General features: G+C 68.2%; 20 protein-coding genes. 9 read left to right on the forward strand and 11 right to left on the reverse strand.

Annotated features, from left to right (window positions below):
- Window positions 1-23 precede the first annotated feature (23 nt).
- From xerD to FRZ44_RS27140, 3 genes are read right to left on the reverse strand one after another with little or no spacing between them, the layout of a single operon-like run.
- Window positions 24-968 carry a site-specific tyrosine recombinase XerD gene (xerD, locus tag FRZ44_RS22440; RefSeq protein WP_225308397.1) on the reverse strand — a complete coding sequence of 315 codons (945 nt, stop codon included), beginning with the start codon at window positions 966-968 and terminating at the stop codon, window positions 24-26.
- Window positions 969-981: 13 nt separating this feature from the next.
- Window positions 982-2,928, reverse strand: a complete 1,947-nt coding sequence (locus tag FRZ44_RS22445) for a hypothetical protein (RefSeq protein WP_151179274.1) — start codon at window positions 2,926-2,928, stop codon at window positions 982-984.
- Window positions 2,909-3,049 carry a hypothetical protein gene (locus FRZ44_RS27140; RefSeq protein WP_191908253.1) on the reverse strand — a complete coding sequence of 47 codons (141 nt, stop codon included), beginning with the start codon at window positions 3,047-3,049 and terminating at the stop codon, window positions 2,909-2,911. Before FRZ44_RS27140 ends, FRZ44_RS22445 begins: the two co-directional genes overlap by 20 nt.
- Before the next feature lie 248 nt (window positions 3,050-3,297).
- Here FRZ44_RS27140 and FRZ44_RS22450 point away from each other — a divergent pair, with 248 nt between their 5' ends.
- The 4 genes from FRZ44_RS22450 to FRZ44_RS22465 all read left to right on the forward strand — a co-directional run bounded on the left by FRZ44_RS22450 (window position 3,298) and on the right by FRZ44_RS22465 (window position 7,018).
- A complete protein-coding gene (locus FRZ44_RS22450) occupies window positions 3,298-3,882 on the forward strand; it encodes a shikimate kinase (protein WP_151179275.1) in 585 nt (194 codons plus the stop codon).
- On the forward strand, window positions 3,879-5,018 hold the full coding sequence (gene aroB / locus FRZ44_RS22455) for a 3-dehydroquinate synthase (protein WP_151179276.1): 1,140 nt from the start codon (window positions 3,879-3,881) through the stop codon (window positions 5,016-5,018). Before FRZ44_RS22450 ends, aroB begins: the two co-directional genes overlap by 4 nt.
- 36 nt (window positions 5,019-5,054) lie before the next feature.
- The gene (locus FRZ44_RS22460) at window positions 5,055-6,362 is read left to right on the forward strand and encodes an HlyC/CorC family transporter (protein ID WP_151179277.1); all 1,308 of its coding nucleotides are present in this window, start codon (window positions 5,055-5,057) and stop codon (window positions 6,360-6,362) included.
- A gap of 119 nt (window positions 6,363-6,481) precedes the next feature.
- Window positions 6,482-7,018 (forward strand): DUF2889 domain-containing protein, encoded by a 537-nt coding sequence (locus FRZ44_RS22465; RefSeq protein WP_151179278.1) that lies wholly within the window; start codon window positions 6,482-6,484, stop codon window positions 7,016-7,018.
- Window positions 7,019-7,042: 24 nt separating this feature from the next.
- Here FRZ44_RS22465 and FRZ44_RS22470 read toward each other — a convergent pair whose 3' ends face one another.
- Window positions 7,043-7,345: a ribbon-helix-helix domain-containing protein gene (locus tag FRZ44_RS22470; protein WP_151179279.1), complete on the reverse strand. Its 303-nt coding sequence runs from the start codon at window positions 7,343-7,345 to the stop codon at window positions 7,043-7,045.
- 336 nt (window positions 7,346-7,681) lie between these two features.
- Window positions 7,682-7,987: a BolA family protein gene (locus FRZ44_RS22475; RefSeq protein WP_151179280.1), complete on the reverse strand. Its 306-nt coding sequence runs from the start codon at window positions 7,985-7,987 to the stop codon at window positions 7,682-7,684.
- A gap of 180 nt (window positions 7,988-8,167) precedes the next feature.
- Here FRZ44_RS22475 and FRZ44_RS22480 point away from each other — a divergent pair, with 180 nt between their 5' ends.
- From FRZ44_RS22480 to FRZ44_RS22500, 5 genes are all read left to right on the forward strand, one after another.
- On the forward strand, window positions 8,168-9,088 hold the full coding sequence (locus tag FRZ44_RS22480; RefSeq protein ID WP_225308398.1) for a DMT family transporter: 921 nt from the start codon (window positions 8,168-8,170) through the stop codon (window positions 9,086-9,088).
- Window positions 9,089-9,314: 226 nt separating this feature from the next.
- Window positions 9,315-9,872 carry a J domain-containing protein gene (locus tag FRZ44_RS22485; RefSeq protein WP_151179282.1) on the forward strand — a complete coding sequence of 186 codons (558 nt, stop codon included), beginning with the start codon at window positions 9,315-9,317 and terminating at the stop codon, window positions 9,870-9,872.
- A gap of 45 nt (window positions 9,873-9,917) precedes the next feature.
- Window positions 9,918-10,910, forward strand: coding sequence for a cobaltochelatase subunit CobS (cobS, locus tag FRZ44_RS22490; RefSeq protein ID WP_151179283.1), 993 nt, complete (start codon window positions 9,918-9,920; stop codon window positions 10,908-10,910).
- A gap of 18 nt (window positions 10,911-10,928) precedes the next feature.
- Complete coding sequence (cobT, locus tag FRZ44_RS22495; protein ID WP_151179284.1) at window positions 10,929-12,797, forward strand: cobaltochelatase subunit CobT; 1,869 nt, start codon at window positions 10,929-10,931, stop codon at window positions 12,795-12,797.
- 86 nt (window positions 12,798-12,883) lie between these two features.
- Window positions 12,884-13,846, forward strand: a complete 963-nt coding sequence (locus FRZ44_RS22500; protein WP_151179285.1) for an esterase-like activity of phytase family protein — start codon at window positions 12,884-12,886, stop codon at window positions 13,844-13,846.
- A 52-nt stretch (window positions 13,847-13,898) separates the two neighbouring features.
- On the opposite strand, the gene FRZ44_RS22505 is transcribed toward FRZ44_RS22500, so the two are convergent.
- The 6 genes from FRZ44_RS22505 to FRZ44_RS22530 all read right to left on the reverse strand — a co-directional run bounded on the left by FRZ44_RS22505 (window position 13,899) and on the right by FRZ44_RS22530 (window position 22,990).
- Window positions 13,899-14,729 carry a phosphoadenylyl-sulfate reductase gene (locus tag FRZ44_RS22505; RefSeq protein WP_225308399.1) on the reverse strand — a complete coding sequence of 277 codons (831 nt, stop codon included), beginning with the start codon at window positions 14,727-14,729 and terminating at the stop codon, window positions 13,899-13,901.
- Between the two features lie 348 nt (window positions 14,730-15,077).
- The gene (gene rpmB, locus FRZ44_RS22510; RefSeq protein ID WP_151179286.1) at window positions 15,078-15,377 is read right to left on the reverse strand and encodes a 50S ribosomal protein L28; all 300 of its coding nucleotides are present in this window, start codon (window positions 15,375-15,377) and stop codon (window positions 15,078-15,080) included.
- A gap of 190 nt (window positions 15,378-15,567) precedes the next feature.
- A complete protein-coding gene (gene meaB, locus FRZ44_RS22515; RefSeq protein WP_151179287.1) occupies window positions 15,568-16,557 on the reverse strand; it encodes a methylmalonyl Co-A mutase-associated GTPase MeaB in 990 nt (329 codons plus the stop codon).
- The gene (locus FRZ44_RS22520) at window positions 16,547-18,442 is read right to left on the reverse strand and encodes an ABCB family ABC transporter ATP-binding protein/permease (RefSeq protein WP_151179288.1); all 1,896 of its coding nucleotides are present in this window, start codon (window positions 18,440-18,442) and stop codon (window positions 16,547-16,549) included. Before FRZ44_RS22520 ends, meaB begins: the two co-directional genes overlap by 11 nt.
- A 248-nt stretch (window positions 18,443-18,690) precedes the next feature.
- A complete protein-coding gene (locus FRZ44_RS22525; protein ID WP_151179289.1) occupies window positions 18,691-19,224 on the reverse strand; it encodes a toxin-activating lysine-acyltransferase in 534 nt (177 codons plus the stop codon).
- Between the two features lie 166 nt (window positions 19,225-19,390).
- Window positions 19,391-22,990, reverse strand: coding sequence for a coiled-coil domain-containing protein (locus tag FRZ44_RS22530; protein WP_151179290.1), 3,600 nt, complete (start codon window positions 22,988-22,990; stop codon window positions 19,391-19,393).
- Window positions 22,991-23,010: the final 20 nt, after the last annotated feature.

Genomic DNA, 23,010 nt, shown 5'->3' on the forward strand with positions numbered 1-23,010 from the left:
CCGGCTGCGACATCGAATCCGCCTCAGCCGCCCTTGCGGGTCTTGGACAGCGGATGATGGTCCCGGACCAGGGCCTGGCGGCGTTCCCCGGCGACATGGGTGTAAATCTGCGTGGTGGAGATGTCGGCGTGGCCCAGCAGCTTCTGCAGGCTGCGCAGATCGGCGCCGTGGCCGAGGAGATGGCTGGCGAAGGCATGGCGCAGCACATGGGGGGAGACGCGGCCCGGATCGATGCCGGCCCTGGCCGCCAGATCCTTGAGCAACTGGGACACGCGCACCCGGGTCAGGTGCCCGGATTTACCACGCGAGGGAAAGAGCCAGGGCGAGGCCGCCGGCCGGTCGGGCGGCCCCTGCAGGAACTCGCGCCGCCGCGCGAGATAGATCTTGAGCGTGTCGAGCGCCGGCTCGCTCAGCGGCACCATCCGTTCCTTGCCGCCCTTGCCGCGCACCACCAGCACGCGCTGCTCGCGGGTCACGGAAGCGAGCGGCAGGCTCACCAGCTCGCTCACGCGCAATCCGGTCGCATAAAGCAGCTCGGCCATGGTGACGAGGCGCGCCCCCTCGGCGCCCGGCAGCTTCGTCGCCGCGTGGAGGAGCCGCGTCACTTCCTCCTCGCTCAAGACCTTGGGCAAGGGTCGGCCGAGCTTCGGCGTGTCGATCGCCAGGGTCGGATCGTCCTTGCGCCAGCCTTCGGCCGCGAGGAAGCGGTAGAATTGGCGCAGCGCCGAGAGCCGGCGCGCGGCGGTGCGCGGCGCCATGCCCGCCCCGTCGAGCTGGGCCAGATAGGCGCGGATCGCATCGGCATCGGCGGTCGCGAGAGTCGACTGGCGCCGCGTCACGAACCCCTGGAAATCCTGAAGGTCGCGCGCATAGGCCATGCGGGTGTTGAGCGCGGCGTTGCGCTCGGCCGAGAGCATCTCGAGGAAGGCCTCGAGCTCCTTGGTCAGGGGCGGCTCCGGCTTGCGCAAACCCCGACGCCGGTCAAATGCCGTTGGCGATGACGGTTTCGAAGGCAATGGCCCGCGCCTCGCTTTGCAGACCGTTGGCATAGAGGGCTGACAGGACACGGTTGACCACGAGCGGGTGAGCGCCCGCGGGGCCGGTCGGCCCCATGAGAACCAGGGAGATCAGCACCACCTCGCCATGGCGGCCGGCGGCCGAGGCGGCATCGAGCCGGTTCACCAAGGTCAGGTCCGGCAAGGTCGTGGAGGCCTGCGCGGTCTCGGCCATCTGGCGCCATTGATCGCCGACCGGCTCGCCCAGGGCCGCAAGAATGGCGAACAGCCGGGCCGCGCGCAGCGCCGCATCCGGATCGCCGGCCTTTTCCTGGGCCGCGCGCCATTGCTCGACCGCATCGGGCGCCCAGGTCAGCTTCTGGCCCGCACCCGCGATCTGCGCGAACAGGGCCAGGGTCGGCACCGCATTGCGGGCCTGGGCGTCGGCCTCGGCCCGGTTGCGCGCGATGTTGAGCCAGGCCTGCGCCCGCTCATACTGGCCGAGATAATAGAAGACGCGGCCGGCATCGCCCGCGAACCAGGCAAGCTCGGGGGCCGGCATCATCTGCTGCAGCAGGGTCTCGTTGGCCGCGACGGCGGTCGGATAGCCGCCGAAACGCCGCGCCATCTCGAGCGCGCGCTGCAGGATCTGCGCGCGATGAGCCGGCTGCTCAGTGCGCAGCGCCCCCTCATAGAGCTGGGCATGGCCGATCGGCCCGTCATCCTTGTCTTCGGCCGCCAGCAGCGCGTCGATCTGGGTCGGGCTCACATCCTGGCTGCCATAAAGCTGCTTCACCAGGTCGATCGGCATGGCCCCTGAGATGAAGGCGGACTCGGCGGCCCCGATCCGCGCCGCCGGTTCGAGCGTATCGTCGGCTGCGAGGCGCGCCTGCAGCGCCGGCGTGGCACTGGCTGCCCATTCCGGGGGCACGGCGAGATTGGCCTTCTTGATCAGGGCATAGAGCATCGGCGAGGGCGGCAAATCGGGCGGCAGCTTGGCGCCCTTGGCCCCGCCCAGCGCATCGATCAGCATCACCAGCTTGGGATCGGACTGGCCCTGCTCGCGCAGCATGTCGATGCCGAGCTGCGCCTCCTTGGTCTGGCCGGTCGCGGCGCGGCAGAGCAGCTGCTGGCGGTTGAGATCGAGATCGGTCGGCATCACCGCCATGTCGGCCGCAGCCTGGGCGCAGGCGCCGTCGACATCGCCCTTGAGCCACAGCACCTCGCGCCGGAAGGCCGTCAGCGTCGGATCCTTGCTGTTGGCCGGGACCACCGCGAGGAAGGCCTCCATGTCGGCGAGATTGCCGAGGCGCGTCAGTTGCTCGGCGCGGATCGACATCAGATCGCGATCGGCCTGGCCGGTCGGCGATTCGGCATTGGAGAGAATCAGGCGCCGGGCCAGCACGCGCATCGCCGGCGACGGGCCCGGCAAGGGAATGCGCGGCAGCAGCGTCTCGACATCGTGGGCCGAGGTGCCCTTCCACATGTCGTAGCCGAAGCCGCCGGCGTCGGGCTCCAGCGTGCCGGCATAGCTGTTGGAGCTGCCGATCTCCTGCACCTGGATGCCGGAGGGGGCCGTCGGCGCATCCGGCGAAGCGGGCGCGCCCACCGTCGGCAGGGTGATCGACGGCATCGTGATGGTGGGAGGCGTGACGGTGGGCAGGGTGGGCGCTGTGCTGGTCGGCGCCGTGATCGCGGGGGTCTCCGGCGCGGTCGGGTCGACCGTGGTCGAGGCGGGCGCCGCCTCCGAGGCGGGCGGCGTGGCGCTGTCGGCCGACGACGCGGCGGCCGGCGTGGCCGCGGAGGGCGGCAGCAATTGGAGCGGTTGGCCGGTCGAGTCCGCCCGGGCGGCGCTCGCACCCAAACCCAACCCGATCAGCAGGGCGGCCGTAGCAAGGCCGCAGAGCGAAGAGCTACTGCGCCAGGCGGTCATTCGAGACGGGAACTTCCATATGCTGGGTGGGGGCCGGCAAGGTGATGCTGCCAAGCACCACGGCGGCGCCGACGACGCCGACAATCACGAGAGCGAAGAAGATGGCGAGGAGTCGTTTCATCGGCTGGTACCCTTAAGCGTGGTGTCGGAACGCAAGCGAGATCGGGAACCTGGCAGGCGCTCGGCCGATTGAACCAATCGGCCAGGAAACCCGCAGATTCCAGGGGGGTGCCCGACCCCTGAAGATGCCCAGCCGGGGCAGGATTGCGACAGGAATAGGGTTTTGTGATAGGGTCCGACTATGGCGAAACTGCGGCGGTTACAAAGGCCGGGCACAGGCGATTCTATTGTGCCGCGGGCGGGTCGGCAATGAGCGGCGAGATGGTCGTCGATCGGCCGCTCGTGCTGGTCGGGTTGATGGGCGCCGGCAAGAGCTGCATCGGGCGGCGCCTGGCGCAGCGCCTGCGGCTGCCCTTTGTCGACGCCGATCGCGAGATCGAGCAGGCGGCCGGCTGCAGCATTCCCGAGATCTTCGCCCGCCATGGCGAGCAGGCGTTCCGCGATGGCGAGCGCCGCGTGATTCTGCGCCTTCTCGAAAGCCCGCCCTTCGTGCTCGCCACCGGCGGCGGTGCCTTCATGGATCCCCGCACCCGGGCCGTCATCCGCGAGAAGGCGATCTCGATCTGGCTGCGCGCCGACCTCGATCTGCTGGTGCGACGCACCGGGCGGCGTGGCGACCGGCCGTTGCTGCAAGTCGACGATCCCCGCGCCAAGCTGGCCGAGCTGATGACCACCCGCTACCCCATCTATGCCGAGGCCGACCTGACGGTCGACAGCCAGGACGGGCCGCCGGACGCGACGCTCGAACGCGTCCTGGCCGCGCTGGCCGAGTTCACGCCGTCCTCGGACCGGCAGACCGAAACGGACGAAGGACGCCGGGCCGCCTCCTCATGAGCAGTGTCTCCTCTTCCGCCCCGGTAAGCGAGATCGGCCGTGTGGCGGTCGATCTCGGCCCGCGCAGCTATGACATCCTGGTCGGCGGCGGATTGATCGCACGCGCCGGCGGCCTGATCGCGCCGCGGCTGAAGGATCGCCGCGCGCTCATCGTCACCGACGCCACGGTCGCGCGCTTCTATCTCGACGAGCTGGCGCGCAGCCTCGAGGCCGCCGGCATCCGCCAGGAATCGATCGTGCTGCCGCCGGGCGAGGCAACCAAGGATTTCCGGCATCTGGAAGATCTCGCCAACCGGCTGCTGCAGGCGCGGATCGAGCGCGGCAGCATGATCCTGGCGCTGGGCGGCGGCGTGATCGGCGACCTCACCGGCTTTGCCGCCAGCATCGTGCTGCGCGGCATCGATTTCATCCAGATCCCGACGACCCTGCTGGCCCAGGTGGACAGCTCGGTCGGCGGCAAGACCGGCATCAATACCGCCCAGGGCAAGAACCTGGTCGGCAGCTTCTATCAGCCGCGCCTGGTGCTGGCCGACATCGACGCGCTCGACACGCTGCCGCGCCGCGAGCTCCTGGCCGGCTATGCCGAGGTGGTGAAGTACGGCCTGATCAACGACCCGGCCTTCTTCACCTGGCTCGAAACCCATGGCGCCGACCTCGTCGACGGCGACGGGGCCGCGCGCCGCCATGCCGTCATGACCAGCTGCGCCGCCAAGGCCGCGGTGGTCGCGGCCGACGAGCGCGAAGCCGATCAGCGCGCGCTGCTCAATCTGGGCCACACCTTCGGCCATGCGCTCGAAGCCGAATGCGGCTATACGGGCGAGCTGCTGCATGGCGAGGCGGTGGCGATCGGCATGGTGATGGCGTTCGAGCTCTCGGCCATGCTGGGCCTCGGGCCCAGCGAGGATGCGGCCCGGGTCGCGCGCCACCTGGCCTCGGTCGGGCTTCCGACCTCGCCCGCCGCGATCGGCCGCGGCTTCGATGCGAGCCGCCTGGTGCATCACATGCGCCAGGACAAGAAGGTCAAGGACGGCCGCCTCACCTTCGTCCTCGCGCGCGGCATCGGTCGCGCCTTCCTCTCGCGCGACGTGGAAATGGGTCAGGTCGAGGCGCTGCTCGAACGATCGCTGGCCGCCTGATGGAAGGCCGCGAACCGCGGTAAGGATACGGGCCGAATGTACGGCGCAATTGTCATCATCCTGTTCCTGCTCTGCTGCTCGGCCTTCTTCGCCGGGGCCGAAACGGCGCTGACCGCGGCGTCGCGCCCCCGCATGCATGCGCTGGCGCAGCAGAACAACCGCCGGGCCCGCATCGTCAACGATCTGCGCATGCGCATGGAGCAGGTCATTGCCGCCCTGCTGCTCGGCAACAACCTGGTCAACATCACCGCATCGGCGCTGGCGACCAGCGTGCTGATCGCGATGTTCGGCGAGCATGGCGTGATCTATGCGACGGCGGGCATGACGGTTCTGGTCGTCCTGTTCGGCGAAGTGCTGCCCAAGACGATCGCCATCAACAACCCCGACCGGACCGCGCTTGCCGTCGCTCCCCTGATGCGGGCCTTCATCCTCGTGGTCACGCCCTTCACCAAGCTCATCGGCTGGATGGTGCGCGGCACGCTGATGCTGTTCGGCGCGCGGATCGTGACCGAGCTGGGACGGGAGCAGACCGAGGAGGAGCTGCGCGGCGCCATCGACCTCCATACCGAGACGGCGAAGCACACGGAAACCTCGACCGAGATCCGCGAAGCCGGCGCCATGATGCATTCGATCCTCGACCTCAACGAGGTGATGGTGCTGGACATCATGATCCATCGCCAGAACGTCACCATGGTCGATGCCGAGCAGCCGCCCTCCGAGACGGTGGCCCAGGTGCTGGCGAGCCCGCACACGCGCATTCCCATCTATCAGGGCAACCCCGACAACATCGTCGGCGTGCTCCATGCCAAAGCGCTGTTGCGCGCGGTGCGCGCCCAGAACCAGCCGACCGACACGCTCGACATCCGCGCCATCGCGGCCAAGCCATGGTTCATCCCCAGCACCACGACGCTGCTGGCGCAGCTGCGCGCCTTCCGCGAACGGCGCGAGCATTTCGCGCTGGTGGTCGACGAATATGGCGCGCTGCTCGGCATCGTCACGCTCGAGGACATCCTCGAGGAGATCGTGGGCGAGATCGACGACGAGCATGACGTGCGCGTGCGCGGCACCCGCCGGGCGGCCGACGGCAGCATCGACGTCGAAGGCCAGGTGACGATCCGCGACCTCAACCGCCAGTTCGGCTGGCGTCTGCCCGACGAGGACGCCTCGACCATCGCCGGCCTGGTGTTGCACGAGGCCCGCCGGATTCCCGAGGTGGGGCAGATCTTCATGTTCCACGGCTTCCGCTTCGAGGTGCTGGAGCGCCATCGCAACCGGATCAAGCGGGTGCGGATCCGGCCGCTCGAGCCCGCCAGCGAGCCCCCGTCGCTGGCCGCGACGGCGTAATTCGCAGCGCTGTTCCCGCGTTCCTGCATTTGACCGGCCCCGCGTCCGGCCGCTAGCGTTGCCGCCAAGCTTGGCGAGGCCGTGGCCCCGCCGCCCTTTCAGTCCCGAAGGTTCGCCCCATGCCTCTCTCTGCACCGGTTCCGCGCAAGCATCTCCATACGCGCCGCTACGAGTTCTGCGGCTATGAGCGCGAGGACGGGCTGTGGGACATCGAGGGGCATATCACCGACACGAAGACCTATGGGTTCGCCAACGAGTTTCGCGGCGAGATCCAGCCGGGCGACCCGATCCACGACATGTGGGTCCGGCTGACGCTGGACGACACGCTGACGGTCACCGATATCGAGGTGACGAGCGACGCGGGCCCCTATCGGATCTGCCCCGACATCGTGCCGAACTTCCAGGTCATGAAGGGCGAGCGCATCAAGCCGGGCTGGCATCTGCGCCTCAAGGAGCTGCTCGGCGGCGTCAGGGGCTGCACCCATATCGTCGAGATGATGGGCTCGATGGGCACGGTCGCTTATCAGACGATGTATTGGCGCCGCAAGCGCAGCACCGGCGAGAAGTCGCCGCCGCCGATCAACACCTGCCACGCCTTCGCCGCGGACGGCGAAGTCGTGAAGCGCTTCTGGCCGGATTACTATCGCGGCGAGTAAACGCGCGCGCCGGCCGCGGCAGCTTCAGAGCGTGCCGTTGCGCGAACCTCGGCTGGCGGCACGGCCATGGCCCGCACCGCGATGGCCGGCCTCGGTCGACGCGCCGCGGAAATAGCGCAGCACGAACAACCTGACCGCGGCGGTCAGATTCGCGGCGGCGCGGCGGCCCTTGATCCGTTCGCACAACGCGCTCAATGACGAGCGCTCGCGCGTGACGATCTCATCGAGCGCATCCCAGAATTCGGGTTCGAGACGGAGACTGGTGCGTCGGCCGGCGAGCTTGATATTGCGCACCTGTGGCCGGCGTCGCGACAAGTCGATTGTCATGGATGTATTTTTTGATTTGTGATGAAGCCCCGCCAGACAATCTACAACCCAGCAAAAGATCGACCAAACGATTTCTTGTCATGGTTGTTGCGCTGCACTCGCGATGCGTGCGAGCGGATCGCGGGATCACGCAAGCATCATCGTTCGCCCCTGTCGACAATCCATTTGGGGATTGGCGTCGATTGCGATCGATCCGTACCAGGCCTCGCCATCGCCAGAATGAGATTGGCCAAAACGAGATTGGATGATCAATCAAAGAAAAAATCCACGGCGCCACACCACCGGCGATTGGCCCTCTCGTGACAGCCCTGCCAGTTCGAATTTCCGTGGGAGTTTCTATGGCTTCGGCGCTCGCTCGCCGGGTGCCGTCAGGCTCAGCGACAGCGCATGCACCGGTTCAGCGAGTTCGGAGGCCAGGACCGCATGGACGCGGCGCTGCCGTTCGACACGCGACAATCCCATGAAGGAAGCGGCTTCGATCTCGACGCGGAAATGACTTTCGCCGCCGGCGCGAGCCCCGGCATGACCGGCATGGAGACCGGATTCGTCGATGATCTTCAGATGGGTCGGATGGAGCGCCTGGCGCAGCTTGGTCTCGATCGCCAGGGCCACGGGCCTGTCCGCCGCTTGCTTGTCCGACATCTCATCTCTTCCTGTGTGCCAATGGCCGTTGCGGTGAGAATATCCGGATAGGCTCGGCAACCGAACGGCCTGGGATTTCGATCTTCGCGGCTTTACCCTCGGGTTCCGAGCGAATCAACCCTGGCGATGACGCGGTCGCCACGCGTCACCGATTCCGGGTTCGGGGGAAAGGCTTCGCCTGTGACCGTCACCTCTGCCGCCAGCGAGCCCGGCGACCGCCGCGGCGCCTTTCTCCTGCTGGGCGCGATCATCCTGGTCTGGGGCATCAACTGGCCGGTCATGAAGGTCGGGCTCGGATCGATCCCGCCCTTCTGGTTCGGCGGGCTGCGATTGCTGCTGGGCTCGATCTCGCTCTTTCTGGTCGCAGCGTTCCGCGGCCGGCTGACTCTGCCGGCGCTGGCCGACTGGCCGGTGGTCGCCACCGTCGGGCTGGTGCAGATGGCGGGCTTCCTCGCCCTGGTGAACATCGCCCTGCTCCATGTGCCCGCCGGCCGCTCGGCGGTGCTTTGCTACACGACACCGCTCTGGGTGGCGCCGGGGGCCGCCCTGTTCCTCGGCGAGACGCTGAGCCGGCGCAAGCTCGCCGGTCTGGCACTGGGGCTGGCCGGCCTCCTCATCCTGTTCGAGCCCGGCAGCTTCGACTGGTCCAACCGCCCCCTGCTCCTCGGCAATGCCTTCCTGCTTGGCGCGGCGCTGCTCTGGGCCCTCACCATCCTCCATATCCGCGGCCATCGCTGGCACGGCTCGGCCCTCGATCTGGCGCCCTGGCAGCAGCTGACCGGCGCCCTGCCCCTGCTGGCGGTGGCATTCCTGGTCGAGGGCGGCCCCGACGCGATCGACTGGAAATGGAGCACCCTGCTAGTGCTCGCCTATAACGGCCCGATCGCCTCGGGCTTCGCCTACTGGGCCGCCGTCGCGGTGACGCGCCGTCTCCCTGCTCTGACGAGTTCCTTGGCTTTCCTGGCGGTGCCGGTCATGGGCTTGACCGCGTCGGCCGTGGCGCTGGGGGAACATCCGCAGCCGGCCTTGCTGCTCGGTTTTCTCCTGATCCTGATCGGGCTCGTGCTGGTCGAATACAAGCCGCGCAAGCCGGCCGCATAACCGGCGAGGCAGGCCGCCTGATTCGAGCCGGATTTCCGCCGCCCGGATCTTTGCCGCCCGGATCTTTGCCGCAATGTCACCGCAACAATCCCGTCCTTAACGGCGTGGCAATCGGCCTCAGGCTTGAATGGCGGCTGTCCGCGATCTTCCGGGAGGCCCCCCATGGGGTCGGCTTGCAAGCCCGCCAGGGGCTGCCCATACTCTCTTGGTGGCGAGACCTAAGATCATGTTCCAGTGGGAGGATGAGGCGGCAGCGGAGGCCGAGGCGCCGCATTGCGACCATGCGAATTGCGCCGAACCGGGTCTTTATCGCGCGCCCAAGTCGCGCGACCGGCTCAATGACTACTTCAATTTCTGCCTGGAGCATGTGCGGGCCTATAACAAGTCCTGGAACTACTTCCAGGGCATGGGCGCCGACGACATCGAGCATCAGATCCGGCGCGACACCGTCTGGGACCGGCCGACATGGCCGCTCGGCGGCTGGCGCATACCTCAGCGCGAGGACGTGAACCGCGCCTTCCGTCGGGCCATGGGCCTGGACGAGGAAAGTGAGCCTGCCAGCGAGGCCCGGCAGCAGGGGCCCAAACTCAGCAGCGCCGAATATCAGGCGCTGCGCACGCTGGAACTGAAGCCCGGGGTCACCTGGGACGAGGTCAAAGCCCGCTATAAGGGGCTTGCCAAGCTGCTTCACCCCGATGCTAATGGCGGCGATAAATTGGCCGAGGAACGCTTGAAGCTCGTGAACCAGGCCTACAGCACGCTGAAGCAAAGCGCGCTGTTTTGAACGCAAAAGCGGGTCCGCCCGCCATCGGTACGCGGAAAGAGACGAATGGCAACCGAAAGCACGACGACCAACGGGCAGCTGCAATTGCCCGACATCACGATCTCTGTCCAGCAGACCTTCGGCCTGGACAGCGACATGCAAGTGCCGGCCTTCAGCCAGCCTTCCGAGCATGTGCCGGACGTCGACGAAGCCTATCGCTTCGATCACGACACGACGCTCGCGATCCTGGCCGGGTTTGCCTATAACCGCCGCGTCCTGATCCAGGGCTATCACGGCACCGGCAAATCGACCCATATCGAGCAGGTCGCGGCACGGCTCAATTGGCCCTGCATCCGCGTCAACCTCGACAGCCATATCAGCCGCATCGACCTGATCGGCAAGGACGCGATCGTCCTGCGCGAAGGCAAGCAGGTGACCGAGTATCGCGAAGGCCTCCTGCCCTGGGCGCTGCAGCATCCGACGGCGCTGGTGTTCGACGAGTACGACGCCGGCAGGCCCGACGTGATGTTCGTGATCCAGCGTGTGCTCGAGGTCGAAGGCAAGTTGACGCTGCTCGACCAGAACAAGGTGCTGCGGCCGCATCCGGCCTTCCGCCTGTTCGCCACTGCCAACACGATCGGCCTCGGCGACACCTCGGGCCTCTATCACGGCACGCAGCAGATCAACCAGGGTCAGATGGACCGCTGGAACATCGTGACCGTGCTCAACTATCTGCCGCATGACGACGAGGTGAATATCGTCCTCGCCAAGGCGCCGACCTACGACACCGACGAAGGCCGCAAGGCGGTCTCGGCGATGGTGGCGCTGGCGGATCTGACGCGCTCGGGCTTCATCGCCGGCGACATCTCGACCGTCATGTCGCCGCGCACCGTGATCACCTGGGCGGAGAACGCGAAGATCTTCAACGACGTCGCGTTCGCCTTCAAAGTGACCTTCCTCAACAAGTGCGACGAGATCGAGCGCACGACGGTGGCCGAGTATTACCAGCGCTGCTTCGGCACCGAGCTGAAGCAGGCCGGCAAGACCCAGCTCGTCTAAGCGGCGATCCGGGCGGCCATGGCCCAGAACGAGAGCGCCGTCGAAAGCTTCCGACGCGTCACCGCGGCGGCGATGCGCGCGATCGCGCGCAAGACCGAGCTCAACGTGACCTTCGCGCCCGGCCAGCATGGGCTGGCCGGCAACGAGGCGCGCCTGCCCTTGCCCGCCCGGGACCTGCCCAAGGCCGAGGTGGCGCAGGTGCGCGGGGAGGCCGACGCGATCGCCCTGAAGCTGCGCCTGCACAACGCCGAGACCCATCGCCGCGAGGCGCCCCGCACCGAGATGGGACGCCAGATCTTCGACGCGGTGGAGCAAGCGCGGGTGGAGGCGGTTGGCTCGCGCTACATGACCGGCGTCAGCGAGAACCTGGCGGCGGCGCTCGAGGAGCATTGCCGGCAGCGCGGCTATGCGCGCGTGACCGAGCGCGAGCAGGCGCCGCTCTCCGAGGTCCTGCGGCTCCTCGCCCGCGAGGCGATGACCGGCCAGCCGGTGCCCAAGGCCGCCAAGCGCATCGTCGATCTGTGGAAGCCCGTCCTCGCCGACAAGGTGCTGGGCGACCTCGCCCGGATGGCGGAGAGCGCCGACGACCAGCGCGCCTATGCGAAGGCGACGCGCCAGCTGCTGTCCGATCTGGACGTCGATATGGGGCCCGAGGACGCGCAGCCGGAGGATTCCGACGAGAGCGAGCAGGACGAGCAGAACGACGATACCGACCAGAACAAGGGCGAGGGCGGCGAGCAGCAGAAATCCGAAGCGGCCGCCATGGAGACCGAGGCCGGCGATCGCGGCCAGGACGATGCCGATGCGCAAGAGACCGAGACCGCGTCCGACGAGATGGCGGACGCCGAGGAAGAGTCGCCGGGCCGTCCCGGCCGGCCGCCGCAATCCGATCTCTCGAACCGCAGCAACGAGCCGACCTACAAATCCTACTGCACCGATTACGACGAGATCGTCGAGGCGGCCGACCTCTGCGATCCCGACGAGCTCGGGCGCCTGCGCCAGCTTCTGGATCAGCAGCTCCAGCATCTCCAGGCGGTCGTCGGCAAGCTCGCCAACCGGCTGCAGCGCCGCCTGATGGCGCAGCAGTCGCGCTCCTGGGAGTTCGACATCGAGGAGGGCCTGCTCGACAGCGCGCGCCTCAGCCGCGTCGTGGTCGACCCCGTCCTGCCGCTCTCCTTCAAGCGCGAGAAGGACATGGAGTTCCGCGACACGGTGGTGAGCCTGCTGATCGACAATTCGGGCTCGATGCGCGGCCGGCCGATCACGGTCGCGGCCATGAGCGCCGACATCCTGGCGCGCACGCTCGAGCGCTGCGGCGTCAAGGTCGAGGTGCTGGGTTTCACCACGCGCATGTGGAAGGGCGGACAATCGCGCGAGCGCTGGCTCGCCGGCGGCAAGCCCGCCAATCCGGGCCGGCTCAACGACCTGCGCCATATCGTCTACAAGAACGCCGACGCGCCCTGGCGGCGCGCGCGCAAGAGCCTGGGCCTGATGCTGCGCGAAGGCATCCTCAAGGAGAACATCGACGGCGAGGCGCTGCTCTGGGCTCACGAACGGTTGTTGGGACGTCCCGAACAGCGCCGCATCCTGATGGTCATCTCCGACGGCGCGCCGGTGGACGATTCCACCCTCTCGGTCAATCCGGGCAATTATCTCGAGCGCCATCTGCGCGAGGTGATCGACTGGATCGAGACGCGCTCGCCGGTCGAGCTGGTCGCGATCGGCATCGGCCATGACGTCACGCGCTATTACCGGCGCGCGGTCACGATCGTCGATGCCGAGCAGCTGGGCGGCACCATGATGGAGAAGCTGGCCGAGCTGTTCGACGAATCGCAAGCCGAGCCGAAGACCCAGCGCGGCCGCGTCCGCCGCAAGGTCCTCCATTGAGGCGAGACCCCGCTTCGCTCCGGCGGAGCGTTCTTCTCTCCTCTTTCCATTACATTTTTCTTGCCGCCGGGCTTCTCGCCGCGGCGATGGTTCCGGCCGCGGCCGACGAGATGCCGCTCGAGGCGCAGGCCGTGCCTCTCGATCCCGTGCATCCCGATGTAAACAAAGTCGGCGCGCTCGATTATGTCGCGGGCTTCGCGCTGATGCCGGCGCCGACCCTGCTGGCGACCCGGCCCCTGGCGCCGTGGGGCGGGCTCTCCGACATGATGCTGGCGCGCGACGGCAGCGCGCTTCTGAGCGTCAGCGATATCGGCTGGTGGTGGCGCCTGCGCCTCACGCGCGACGCGCAAGGAAGGCTCACCGGCGTGCCGGGCGCCGAGGCGGCACCCTTGCGCGATCTCGACGGCACCGCCCTCACGAGGAAATTCGAATCCGACGCCGAATCGATGACGCGGTTGGCCGACGGGCGCTGGGTGGTGGGGTTCGAGCGCCATCACCGGCTCTGGAGCTACGCCGGGAGCGATCAGGATACGGCGCTGCCCGAAGGCCCCGCCTCGCCGATCGACGGGCCGGCGACGCTGGCCAACCTGCCCGAGAACAACGGCATCGAGGCGCTGGCCGAGCTTGCCGACGGGCGGATCCTGATGCTGGCGGAGGGCCAGGAGAATGCGCCCGGCGACGGAATCGGCTGGCTGGGAAAGCCCGGCGCCTGGGACCTGGTCACGATTCGGCACAGCCAGGGCTTCCGGCCCACCGCGCTGGCGCGGGTGCCGTCGGGCGATCTGCTGCTGCTCGAGCGCTACTTCACCAAGGCCAAGGGACCCGCGGTACGGATCTCCTTCATCGCGGCCGCCTCATTGCTGCCGGGCGCCCGATTGCAGCCGGCGCTGCTGGCGGAATGGCGCCTGCCGATGACGGTCGACAATTTCGAATGTCTCGCCGTCGAACCGGACGTCGAGGGCGGGCTCTATCTCTTCATCCTCTCGGACGACAACCAGAACCCGCTCCAGCGCACGCTGCTGATGCAGTTCCACTGGGCGGGGCCGTAGTCTTCTTTCCTCTCCCCCACGGAGTGGGGGAGAGGAAGCAATGGCCACGAGCTCAGATCGAATAGTCCAGGTGGATGCCGCATTCGCGCTTGTCGGTGCCGGCCCAGCGGCCGTCGCGCGCGTTCTCGCCATCATGGACGGGCCGCGTGCAGGGCGCGCAGCCGATCGAGGCGTAGCCTTCGTCGAACAGCGGGTGCTGCGGCAGGCGATAGCGCTTGAAGGCCGCCTGCACATCCGCCGAATTCCAGCCGGCGAGCGGGTTGAGCTTGATCTGCCCGGCCGCGGCTTCGGCGAAGGGGAGCGCGCTGCGCTCGCCGCCGTGATAGCGCTTGCGGCCCGTGATCCAGGCATCGAAGCCCTTGAGCGCGCGATCGAGCGGACGCACCTTGCGCAGCGCGCAGCAGCGGTTGGGATCGCGCGACCAGAGATCGCCATGGGGATCCTCGGCCGCGAGCTCGGCCGGATCGGGCTCGATCGAGCGCAGATCGGTGAGGCCGAAGCGCTGCTTGAGGATGTCGCGATACATGAGGGTCGCATCGAAATGCTTGCCGGTCTCGAGGAAGATCACCGGCACGGAAGCGTCGATCTCGGCCACGAGCTGCAGCACGATCGCGGCCTCGGCACCGAAGGAGGACACCACCGCGACGCGGCCCGGAAAGAGATCGCGGATCGCGGTCGCGAGAATCTTCTGCGCCGTCATGCCGCGAAACCGGAGATCGAGATCGGCCGCATAGGCCGCGAGCGGCGACCGCTTGGGCTTGGCCGTTTCGGCGACGCCCTCGAGCCCCGCCAGGCTTTCCATCACCGCATCGGCCTTCGGCGGCGTGGCGATCGCCGGCTCGACGAAACTGCGACCGGCGCAATCGGCAAACATCACATCCATCGGCATTCAACTCCCGAGGCCCCAGGGACCCATGCTCATTAGCTGCGATCGACAGGGCCAAGGTCAAATGAATTACCGTCTCCTATCGTGATTGTTTATATAACACATTTTACAAGTGTTAATTAAATCAACTGCACGCTAAATAGCTGGTTTAACTTCAGTTTTCGCGATGAAAGGGTTTACGGGCGCTCAGAGATTAGGCAGCGAGTTGCCGAAGCGCGTGCCCGAGCGCAGGGCGACATCCGGAGGTCCCAAAAGCGAATGCCGCCCGGTTGGACCCGGGCGGCATTTTCGCTGTCTTCAGAGAGGGAGGTCGACGACCCGTTCGGGCCGAAACTCGTGAGAAGCTTAAGCGGCGGCCTGCTGCTTGGCGAGGGCCTTCTCGATCCGCTTCTTCAGCCGGCGCGCATCGTCCGACAGGCGCATATTGCTGATACCGAGCAGATAGGCGTCGATGCCGCCATTATGCTCGACCGTGCGGAGCGCATTGACGCTGAGGCGGATATGGACCACGCCACCCAGCGCATCGCTCGTGAGCGAGGCCTGCTGCAGGTTCGGCATGAACCGACGCTTGGTCTTGTTGTTCGCGTGGCTCACATTGTGGCCCGACTGGATGCCTTTACCGGTCAGGGGGCAGCGGCGCGCCATGGCTAAGTCCTTATTTACCAATAATTTACCGCCTCGACCCAGGTCTTGAGTCCGGCGGCGAGGCGCGAGTTTTACGGCAGCCCCACCCCCGCCGTCAACCCTGGCGTCGGGGCAGGTCGTCGCGGGGGATCCAGGGCCCCTCGGGCGGCCAGGGGCGCCGTCCGGCCAGGTGGCGGCGTCGGACCGGGATCTAACCCTTGCGAAAGGCCGCCAGCAGCGCCTGCGCCGCCGCCGGCGGACTGACGCGGCCGCAGGCGACCTGGGTCTCGAGCTCGGGCAGCCGGCCCGCCACCTCGGGATGGGCCTTGAGCGCGGCCAGCAGACTCTCGGAGAGCTCGCTCCAGAGCCAGGTCTTGGCCTGGGCCGCGCGGCGCGCGGCCCGCGTTCCGCTGGCTTCCGCCGCCTTCGCCGCCGCCTCGACCGCCTGCCACAGCGTGTCGATGCCCTTGCCGCTGACGGCGGAAACCTCGCGCACGGCGACGGCACCCTCGGCCGCCGGCCGCAGCAATCGCAGGGCGGCCTGATAATCGGCCGCGGTCCGGCCGGCGATCGGCTCGAGAGGCCCGTCCGATTTCGTCACGATCACCAGATCGGCCAGCTCGACGATGCCGCGCTTGATGCCCTGCAGATCGTCGCCGCCGCCCGGCTGCACCAGCAGCAGGAAGAGATCGACCATGTCGGCGACCGCGGTCTCGGACTGGCCGACGCCCACCGTCTCGATCATGACGATGTCGAAGCCGGCCGCTTCGCAGACCAGCATCGCCTCGCGCGTGCGCCGCGCCACGCCGCCCAGCGTCTCGCCCGCGGGCGAGGGCCGGATGAAGGCGGAGGCATGGCGCGCCAGCTCCGCCATGCGGGTCTTATCGCCCAGGATCGAGCCGCCGCTGACGCGCGAGGAAGGATCGATCGCCAGCACCGCGAGGCAATGGCCGGCCTGGACCAGATGCAGGCCGAAGGCTTCGATGAAGGTGGATTTGCCGACGCCGGGCGGCCCCGAGATGCCGAGCCGCAGGGCATGGCCGGTCGCCGGCAGCAGCTTCTCGATCAGCCGGTCGGCGGCCGAGCGGTCCGCCGCACGATTGGATTCCACCAGCGTGATGGCGCGGGCGAGCGCGCGGCGGTCGCGCGCCTCGACGCCGGCGGCGAGTTCCATCAGCGAGCGGTCCGAATCACCGCCCATGATGGCCCCGTGTCGGAAGGGCGGCCTCCGGTTGCCGGGCGGGCGCCACTGGCGCGGCCTCGGGCTCACCGGCAGGGGCAGGCTTGCGCGCCTGGGCCTGCTGGCGCGCCCACATGGTGGCGTAGATGCCGCCCTGCGCCAGCAGGGCCTCGTGCCGGCCGCGCTCGACGATGCGGCCTTCCTGCAGCACCAGGATCTCGTCGGCATGGACCACGGTCGAGAGGCGATGCGCGATCACGAGCGTGGTGCGGTTGGCGGAAACTTCGGCCAGGCTCTTCTGGATCTCCTTCTCGGTGCCGGTGTCGAGCGCCGAGGTCGCCTCGTCGAACAAGAGGATCGCGGGGCCTTTGAGGATCGTGCGCGCGATCGCCACGCGCTGCTTCTCGCCGCCGGAAAGCTTCAGGCCGCGTTCGCCGACCTTGGTCTGGTAACCGTCGGGCAGGGTCACCACGAAATCGTGGATCCGTGCGAGCCGCGCCGCCGCCTCCACTTCCTCGCGCGAGGCGGAGGGGCGGCCATAGGCGATGTTGTAATAGATCGTGTCGTTGAACAGCACCGTGTCCTGCGGAACGATGCCCAGCGCCGCGCGCAACGAGACCTGCTGCACCTCGCGGATATCCTGGCCGTCGATCCGGATATGCCCGGCATCGACGTCGTAGAAGCGGAACAGCAGCCGCGAGAGCGTCGATTTGCCGGCACCGCTCGGCCCCACCACCGCCACGGTATGGCCGGGCGCGATGCGGAACGACACGTCCTTCAGGATGGGGCGGCGCGGGTCATAGCCGAAATCGACATGGTCAAAGACAAGTTCGCCGCGTTCGACAAGGAGCGGCGGGGCGCCTGGCCGGTCGGGGACCTCGACCGTGAGCCCGAGCAGCTTGAACATCTGCTCCATGTCGATCAGCGACTGGCGCAGCTCGCGATAGACGGTGCCGAGGATGTTGAGCGGCAGATAGAGCTGGATCAGATAGGCATTCACCAGCACGAAATCGCCGACGGTCATCTGGTGGGCGACGACGCCGCTGGCCGCCATGCCCATCATCAGGCTGACGCCGATCGCGATGATGCCGGCCTGGCCGATATTGAGATAGGAGAGGCTGACGCGCGTCTTGATCGCGGCCTTCTCGTAGCCTTGCAGCGCCACGTCGTAGCGGCGCGCTTCATGATCCTCGTTGCCGAAATATTTGACGGTCTCGTAATTGAGCAGGCTGTCGATCGCCTTGGTGTTGGCTTCGCTGTCGCTCTCGTTCATGCGCCGGCGGTATTTGATCCGCCATTCGGTGACGAAGAAGGTGTACCAGATATAGCCGCCGATCGTGACCGCGGTCACCAGCGCGAACCAGACATCGTAGAAGTGCCAGAGCACGACGCAGACGAGCCCGATCTCGACGATGGTCGGGAACACGTTGAACAGCACGAAGAACAGCAGGAATTCGATGCCCTTGGCGCCGCGCTCGATCGCGCGCGAAAGACCGCCGGTCTGGCGGTCGAGATGGAAGCGCAGTGAGAGCTGGTGGAGATGGCGGAAGGTCTGCAGCGCCACGCGCCGGATCGCGCGCTGCGCCACCTTGGCGAAGATGGCGTCGCGCAGCTCGGCAAAGACCTGCGCCAGGACGCGCGCCAGGCCATAGGCCGCCAGCAGGCCCAGCGGCAGGGCGATCGCGGTACCCGTGATCCCCAGCGCATCGACCATGCGCTTGAACAGGATCGGCACATAGAGATTGGTGACCTTGGCGAGGATCAGGCAGGTCGAGGCCACGACCACGCGGGCCTTGAGCTCCGTCTCGCCCGCGGGCCAGAGATGCGGCAGGAGCGATCGCAACGCCGCCCATTGGCCGCGAGGCGACGAAGCGGCGGCAGGGGTCGGGACGGCGGGAGGAACCATTGGCGGCGTGGGGCTTTCGAGCGGCCTAAGCTCAGGATGAGACTCTCGTGGCGGCCTGCCGAACAACGCCATCCCTAGCATGAAACCGGCAGGCTCGCGACCTACTATCCTGCCGCCAGTCTCTTCTCACCGTCATCGCCGGGCTCGACCCGGCGATCCAGGGCCGTCGAGACTGGATGCCCGGATCAAGTCCGGGCATGACAGCAAAAATGCGCTCTACCAGCGACTTCGAGATGGAGGCGCCCGCCTCAAGCGCCGCCGCCCCGTTCGGCCCGATCGAAGAAACGGTTGAGCACCGTGGCCTTGCGCTTCTTGCCCTGGTCATATTCGCGCATGAAATAGATCGGTCGGTTGGGATAGAGCCGGCGCGCCTCGCGGATCAGATGCAGGGTCACGGTCGTGCCCGGCGAGACGAAGGTGATGAGCACACAGGAATCGCCGCCGTTGCATTCCTGGTAGGTGGGGATGTAGCTGCGCTCCATCCAGGCCTCGGCCACCTTCTGGTCGCATTCGGCCCAGCCGATATAGCCGACCGGCTGCTTGCCGCGGAAGGTGAAGAGGTAATGGCCGCGCTTGATCTGGCCGCGGATGACGCCGGTCAGCTTGCCGAACTTGAAGTTGCTGAAGGGCGGACGCGTATGGAGCAGCTCGGTCGCGAGGCCCAGCGCCATGATCCGGTTGTCGAGCTTTCGGCTGGTCAAGGGCTCACTGCCTTCGGCGGCCGGCACCGGCGCCGGATCGGCGCCGAGGAAGGCCGTGCCCTGGACGTCGGGAATCTGCATCCGGGGACCGCCCGGCGCGGCCTGGCCGGGACCCGCGGGACGCGGACCGGGACGCGCGCCGGCAGGGCGCTGCGGAGGCTGGGCTTGAGGCCCGGCTTGCAGGGGTTTGGGCTTGGGAGGCTCCATGGCCATGTCCTTTTCGAACCCGCTTGGCGAGGACCGCCGCTCAGTGCGGCGCCGAGCGCCCGATCGAGCGCGACAAAACGAGATAGAGCTTGCCTACATCGGCCGTGATGAAAGCGGCGTTAAGCACGCTTTCCGGGTCGGCCTCCTGGGCCTGGGCCAGCAGCTCTTCGAACCGCCCCATATAGCGCTCGACCATGTCCCGGAACCGATCGTCGTCCTTGTAGCGCTGGTCGATGGCCGGCACCAGATAGCTGTCCTTGCCCCGGAACAGGCGGCGCGCAAAGACCGAGCGGTCGCCCTTGTGATAGTCCTTCCACACATCGGCGGGCACGTCGGTCTCGAGCAGCTTGCTGATGTCCATCGCCAGCGTGTTCAGCTCCTCGACCATCGCCGCCGCCGCGCGCAGGAACAGGTCGCGTGTCACATTCTCCTGCACGCGCTTCAGGTTCTGCACCTGGGTCTCGGCGGCGCTGGTCGAGCGCGTCAGCTGCTGGGTCTGCTGGTCGAAGCGCTGCGCCAGCTCCGCCACCTGGTTGCCGATGCGATCGACCGTCTCGGTCAGGAACTGCGCGCGCTCGCCGAAGGTGGCTCCGATCTCGTTCGAGCGGCGCACCACATAGTCGGTGGCGTCGACCAGCTTCTCGGTCCTTCCGTCGAGCGAGCCGCCCATCTTGTCGAGCCGCTCGGCCACCTGGTCGCCGAGCTGCGTCAGCACCTGGATCTGGCTTTCGAGCTCGCCCTTGATCGCGGCCGAATCGGCGCGGGCCCCCGCCGCGACGGAAGCGAAACTCTCCGACTGGCCGCGCAGGCTGTCGCGGATCATGTCCACGAGCTGCCCCACCTGGGTCGAGAGCTGCCCCAGCTCGGTCAGCTGATCCTTGACCACGCCGCGCACGGCGGCCACCTGCATCGCCGCCCGCCGCGCCATGCCGACCAGCCGCTCGGTGTCGCCCTGGAAGGTCTCCGCGATCGAGCGCGAATTGCGCGACGCTTCCTCGGCGGCATTGACCAGATCGCCCTTGAGCGTGCCGACGATGCGCTGCAGCTCGCCGATGCGCTCGGCGCTGACGCCCGTGGTCTCGCCCAGCGCGTCCGACAATTTGCCGATCGCCTCGCGCGCCTGCTGCTGCGCGGCGAAGGCGCCGGTCGCCACCGCCGCCAGGCGCGAGGCCTGATCCGAGAAGAGACGCCCGGCATTCTCGATCTTGCCCGCCCCGTCGGAGGCGGTGGCACCGATCCGGTCGGCCTGGTCGCGGCCCGCCATGATCATGCTGTCGATCTTCTCCAGCATGATCTCGCCGCTGCGCTTGTAATCGAGCAGCTTGGCCTCGGCCTGCCGCAGCACGCCCTCCATCCGCTCGCCGGCCTCGGCCGAGATCTGCTCGACCCCCGCCGCCTGCTCCGCCAGCGCCCGGCGCAGCTTCTGCGCATCCTCCGCGCTGTCGCGCCAATGGAGCCCGATGCGGTCGGTCTCGCTGCCGACCGATTCGAGCAGGCGTTGCGCTTCGTTTGCAAAATCCGCAGACGCCGCCGCCAGTCGCCGGCGCATCGCCTCGCCTTCGCCCTGGGCGCCGACCGCGAGATCGGCCAGCAACTCGCCTCCCGCGCGCCGGAACTGCGCCAGCGCCGCCTCGAGCTCGGCCCGCAGGGAGGTCGCCGAGGCTTCCCCCTGGTTTCGCAGCGCCGTGGTCGCGGCCGTGACGTCCTCCATCTGGCGGGCCAGCGAGGCCCCCAGCGCCGCGGCCTCGCTCTGGGCCGCGGTCGATTGCGCCCGCACCGCTTCGGCCTGGCGCGTCAGATCGTCCGACAGCGCCTTCGCATTGGCGGCACTTTCGGTTGCGATGGCGCGCAGGTGATCGAGCGCCTGATCGAAGGGCCGGCGCATCGCGGCGGCCGTGTCGTCGGCGAGGCGGCCAAGAGCCTGGCCGGCGGACGAGGCCTCGTCGCGCGCCGTCTGGCCGGTCTGCTGGAGAGTCGCCGTGCTTTCGCTCGCAACGCTGCGGATATGGTCGAGCGCCTGGTCCAGGGGCCGGCGCATCGTCACCGCGGTCTCTTCCGCCAGGCGGCCCAGCGCCTGGCCGGCCGTGGCCGCTTCGTCGCGCGCCGTCCGGCCGGTCTGCTGCAAGGTCGCCGCACTTTCGCTCGCGACGCTGCGGATGTGATCGAGCGCCTGATCCAGCGGGCGGCGCATCGCCACCGCAGTCTCTTCCGCCAGGCGGCCCAGCGCCTGGCCAGCCGTGGCCGCTTCGTCGCGCGCCGCCTGGCCGGTCTGCTGCAGGGTCGCGGCACTTTCGCTCGCGACGGTACGGATGTGATCGAGCGCCTGGTCCAGCGGCCGGCGCATCGCCACCGAGGCTTCTTCCGCCAGACGGCCGAGGGCCTGGCCTGCGGAGGCCGCTTCGTCGCGCGCCGTCTGGCCCGTCTGCTGCAGGGTCACGGCACTTTCGCTCGCGACGGTGCGGATGTGGTCGAGCGCCTGGTCCAGGGGGCGGCGCATCGCCACCGCGGTCTCTTCCGCCAGGCGGCCGAGGGCCTGACCGGCCGTGGCCGCTTCGTCGCGCGCCGTCTGGCCGGTCTGGACGAGCGCGGCAGCGCGTTCCGCCAGGACCTTCTCGAAATCGGCGCCGGCCGCCCCCGCGGCGCGGACCGCCGCGGCGATCTGCTGGGTCTGCTTGTCGGCGGCGGTGAGGCGCGCCTCGATATCGTCGGAAAGGCGCGTCAGGCTGTTGGTGAGATACTCCGTCGACGCGCCGATATCGGTCTTGAGATTCATGGTCGCATCGTCGGCGGTGCGGCCCAGCTGCTCCATCTGCTGCTGCAGCGTCGTCACCAGCTCGCCGCCGCGCTGCGCGGTGCGGTCGCCGGCAGCGGCCAGCTCGCGTGCGAGCCGCGCCATCGCCTGGCCGAAGCGGTCGATCGCGGAATCGACCGCCTGGCCCAGCTGCTCTTCCTGCATCTTGATCTCGGCCGCCATCGAGGTGCCCTGCTCGAGCGCGCGGGTCACCGCCGCGTCGATCTCGTCGGTGCGCCGCTCCATCTCGCGCGCGATCTGCTCGCTGGCGGCGCCGGCGGCCGAGGTCACGCTGTCGCCATGGCGGCGCACGATCTCGTTCCAATGCAGCCGCTCGGTGTCGAGCTTGGTCGCGACCTCGCGCGCCGAGGCGATCTCGGCCGCCAGTCCTTCGCGCAGTTTGTCGGTCTGGGCGCGCGCCTCCTGCACCACCTCGGCCAGCGCCGCCGCCTCGCTCTGGAAGCGCACCGCGAAACCGCCCAGGAGCTCGGAGCTCTGATCGGAGGCCGAGCGCAGCGCCTCGGCCTGGCGCTTCAACGCGGCCCCCGCGGATTCGGCTCGCGCCGCCGCCGATTCGGACGGAAAGGTCAGGAGATCGAGCTGGCGATTGATCGAGGCCGCGGCTTCGGCCAGATCGCGGCCGCGCGCCCAGTAGAGGACCGCGAGCCAAAGGAACGCGAGCGGCGTGAACACGCCGGCGATCGCCGCCCCCAGCTCGTGGGGCAGCATGCTGCGCACATTCTCCCAGCCTATGTCGCGATCGACATAGACTGCCACGAAGGCCAGCCAGGCAATCGTCAGCACGAGGCCGACCGTCGCCCCCAGCCACCGTCCCCCTTTCGCCGTCATTCCGTCCCCCCGACTCGGAC

Source organism: Hypericibacter terrae (assembly GCF_008728855.1).
GTDB classification, from domain to species: Bacteria; Pseudomonadota; Alphaproteobacteria; order Dongiales; family Dongiaceae; genus Hypericibacter; species Hypericibacter terrae.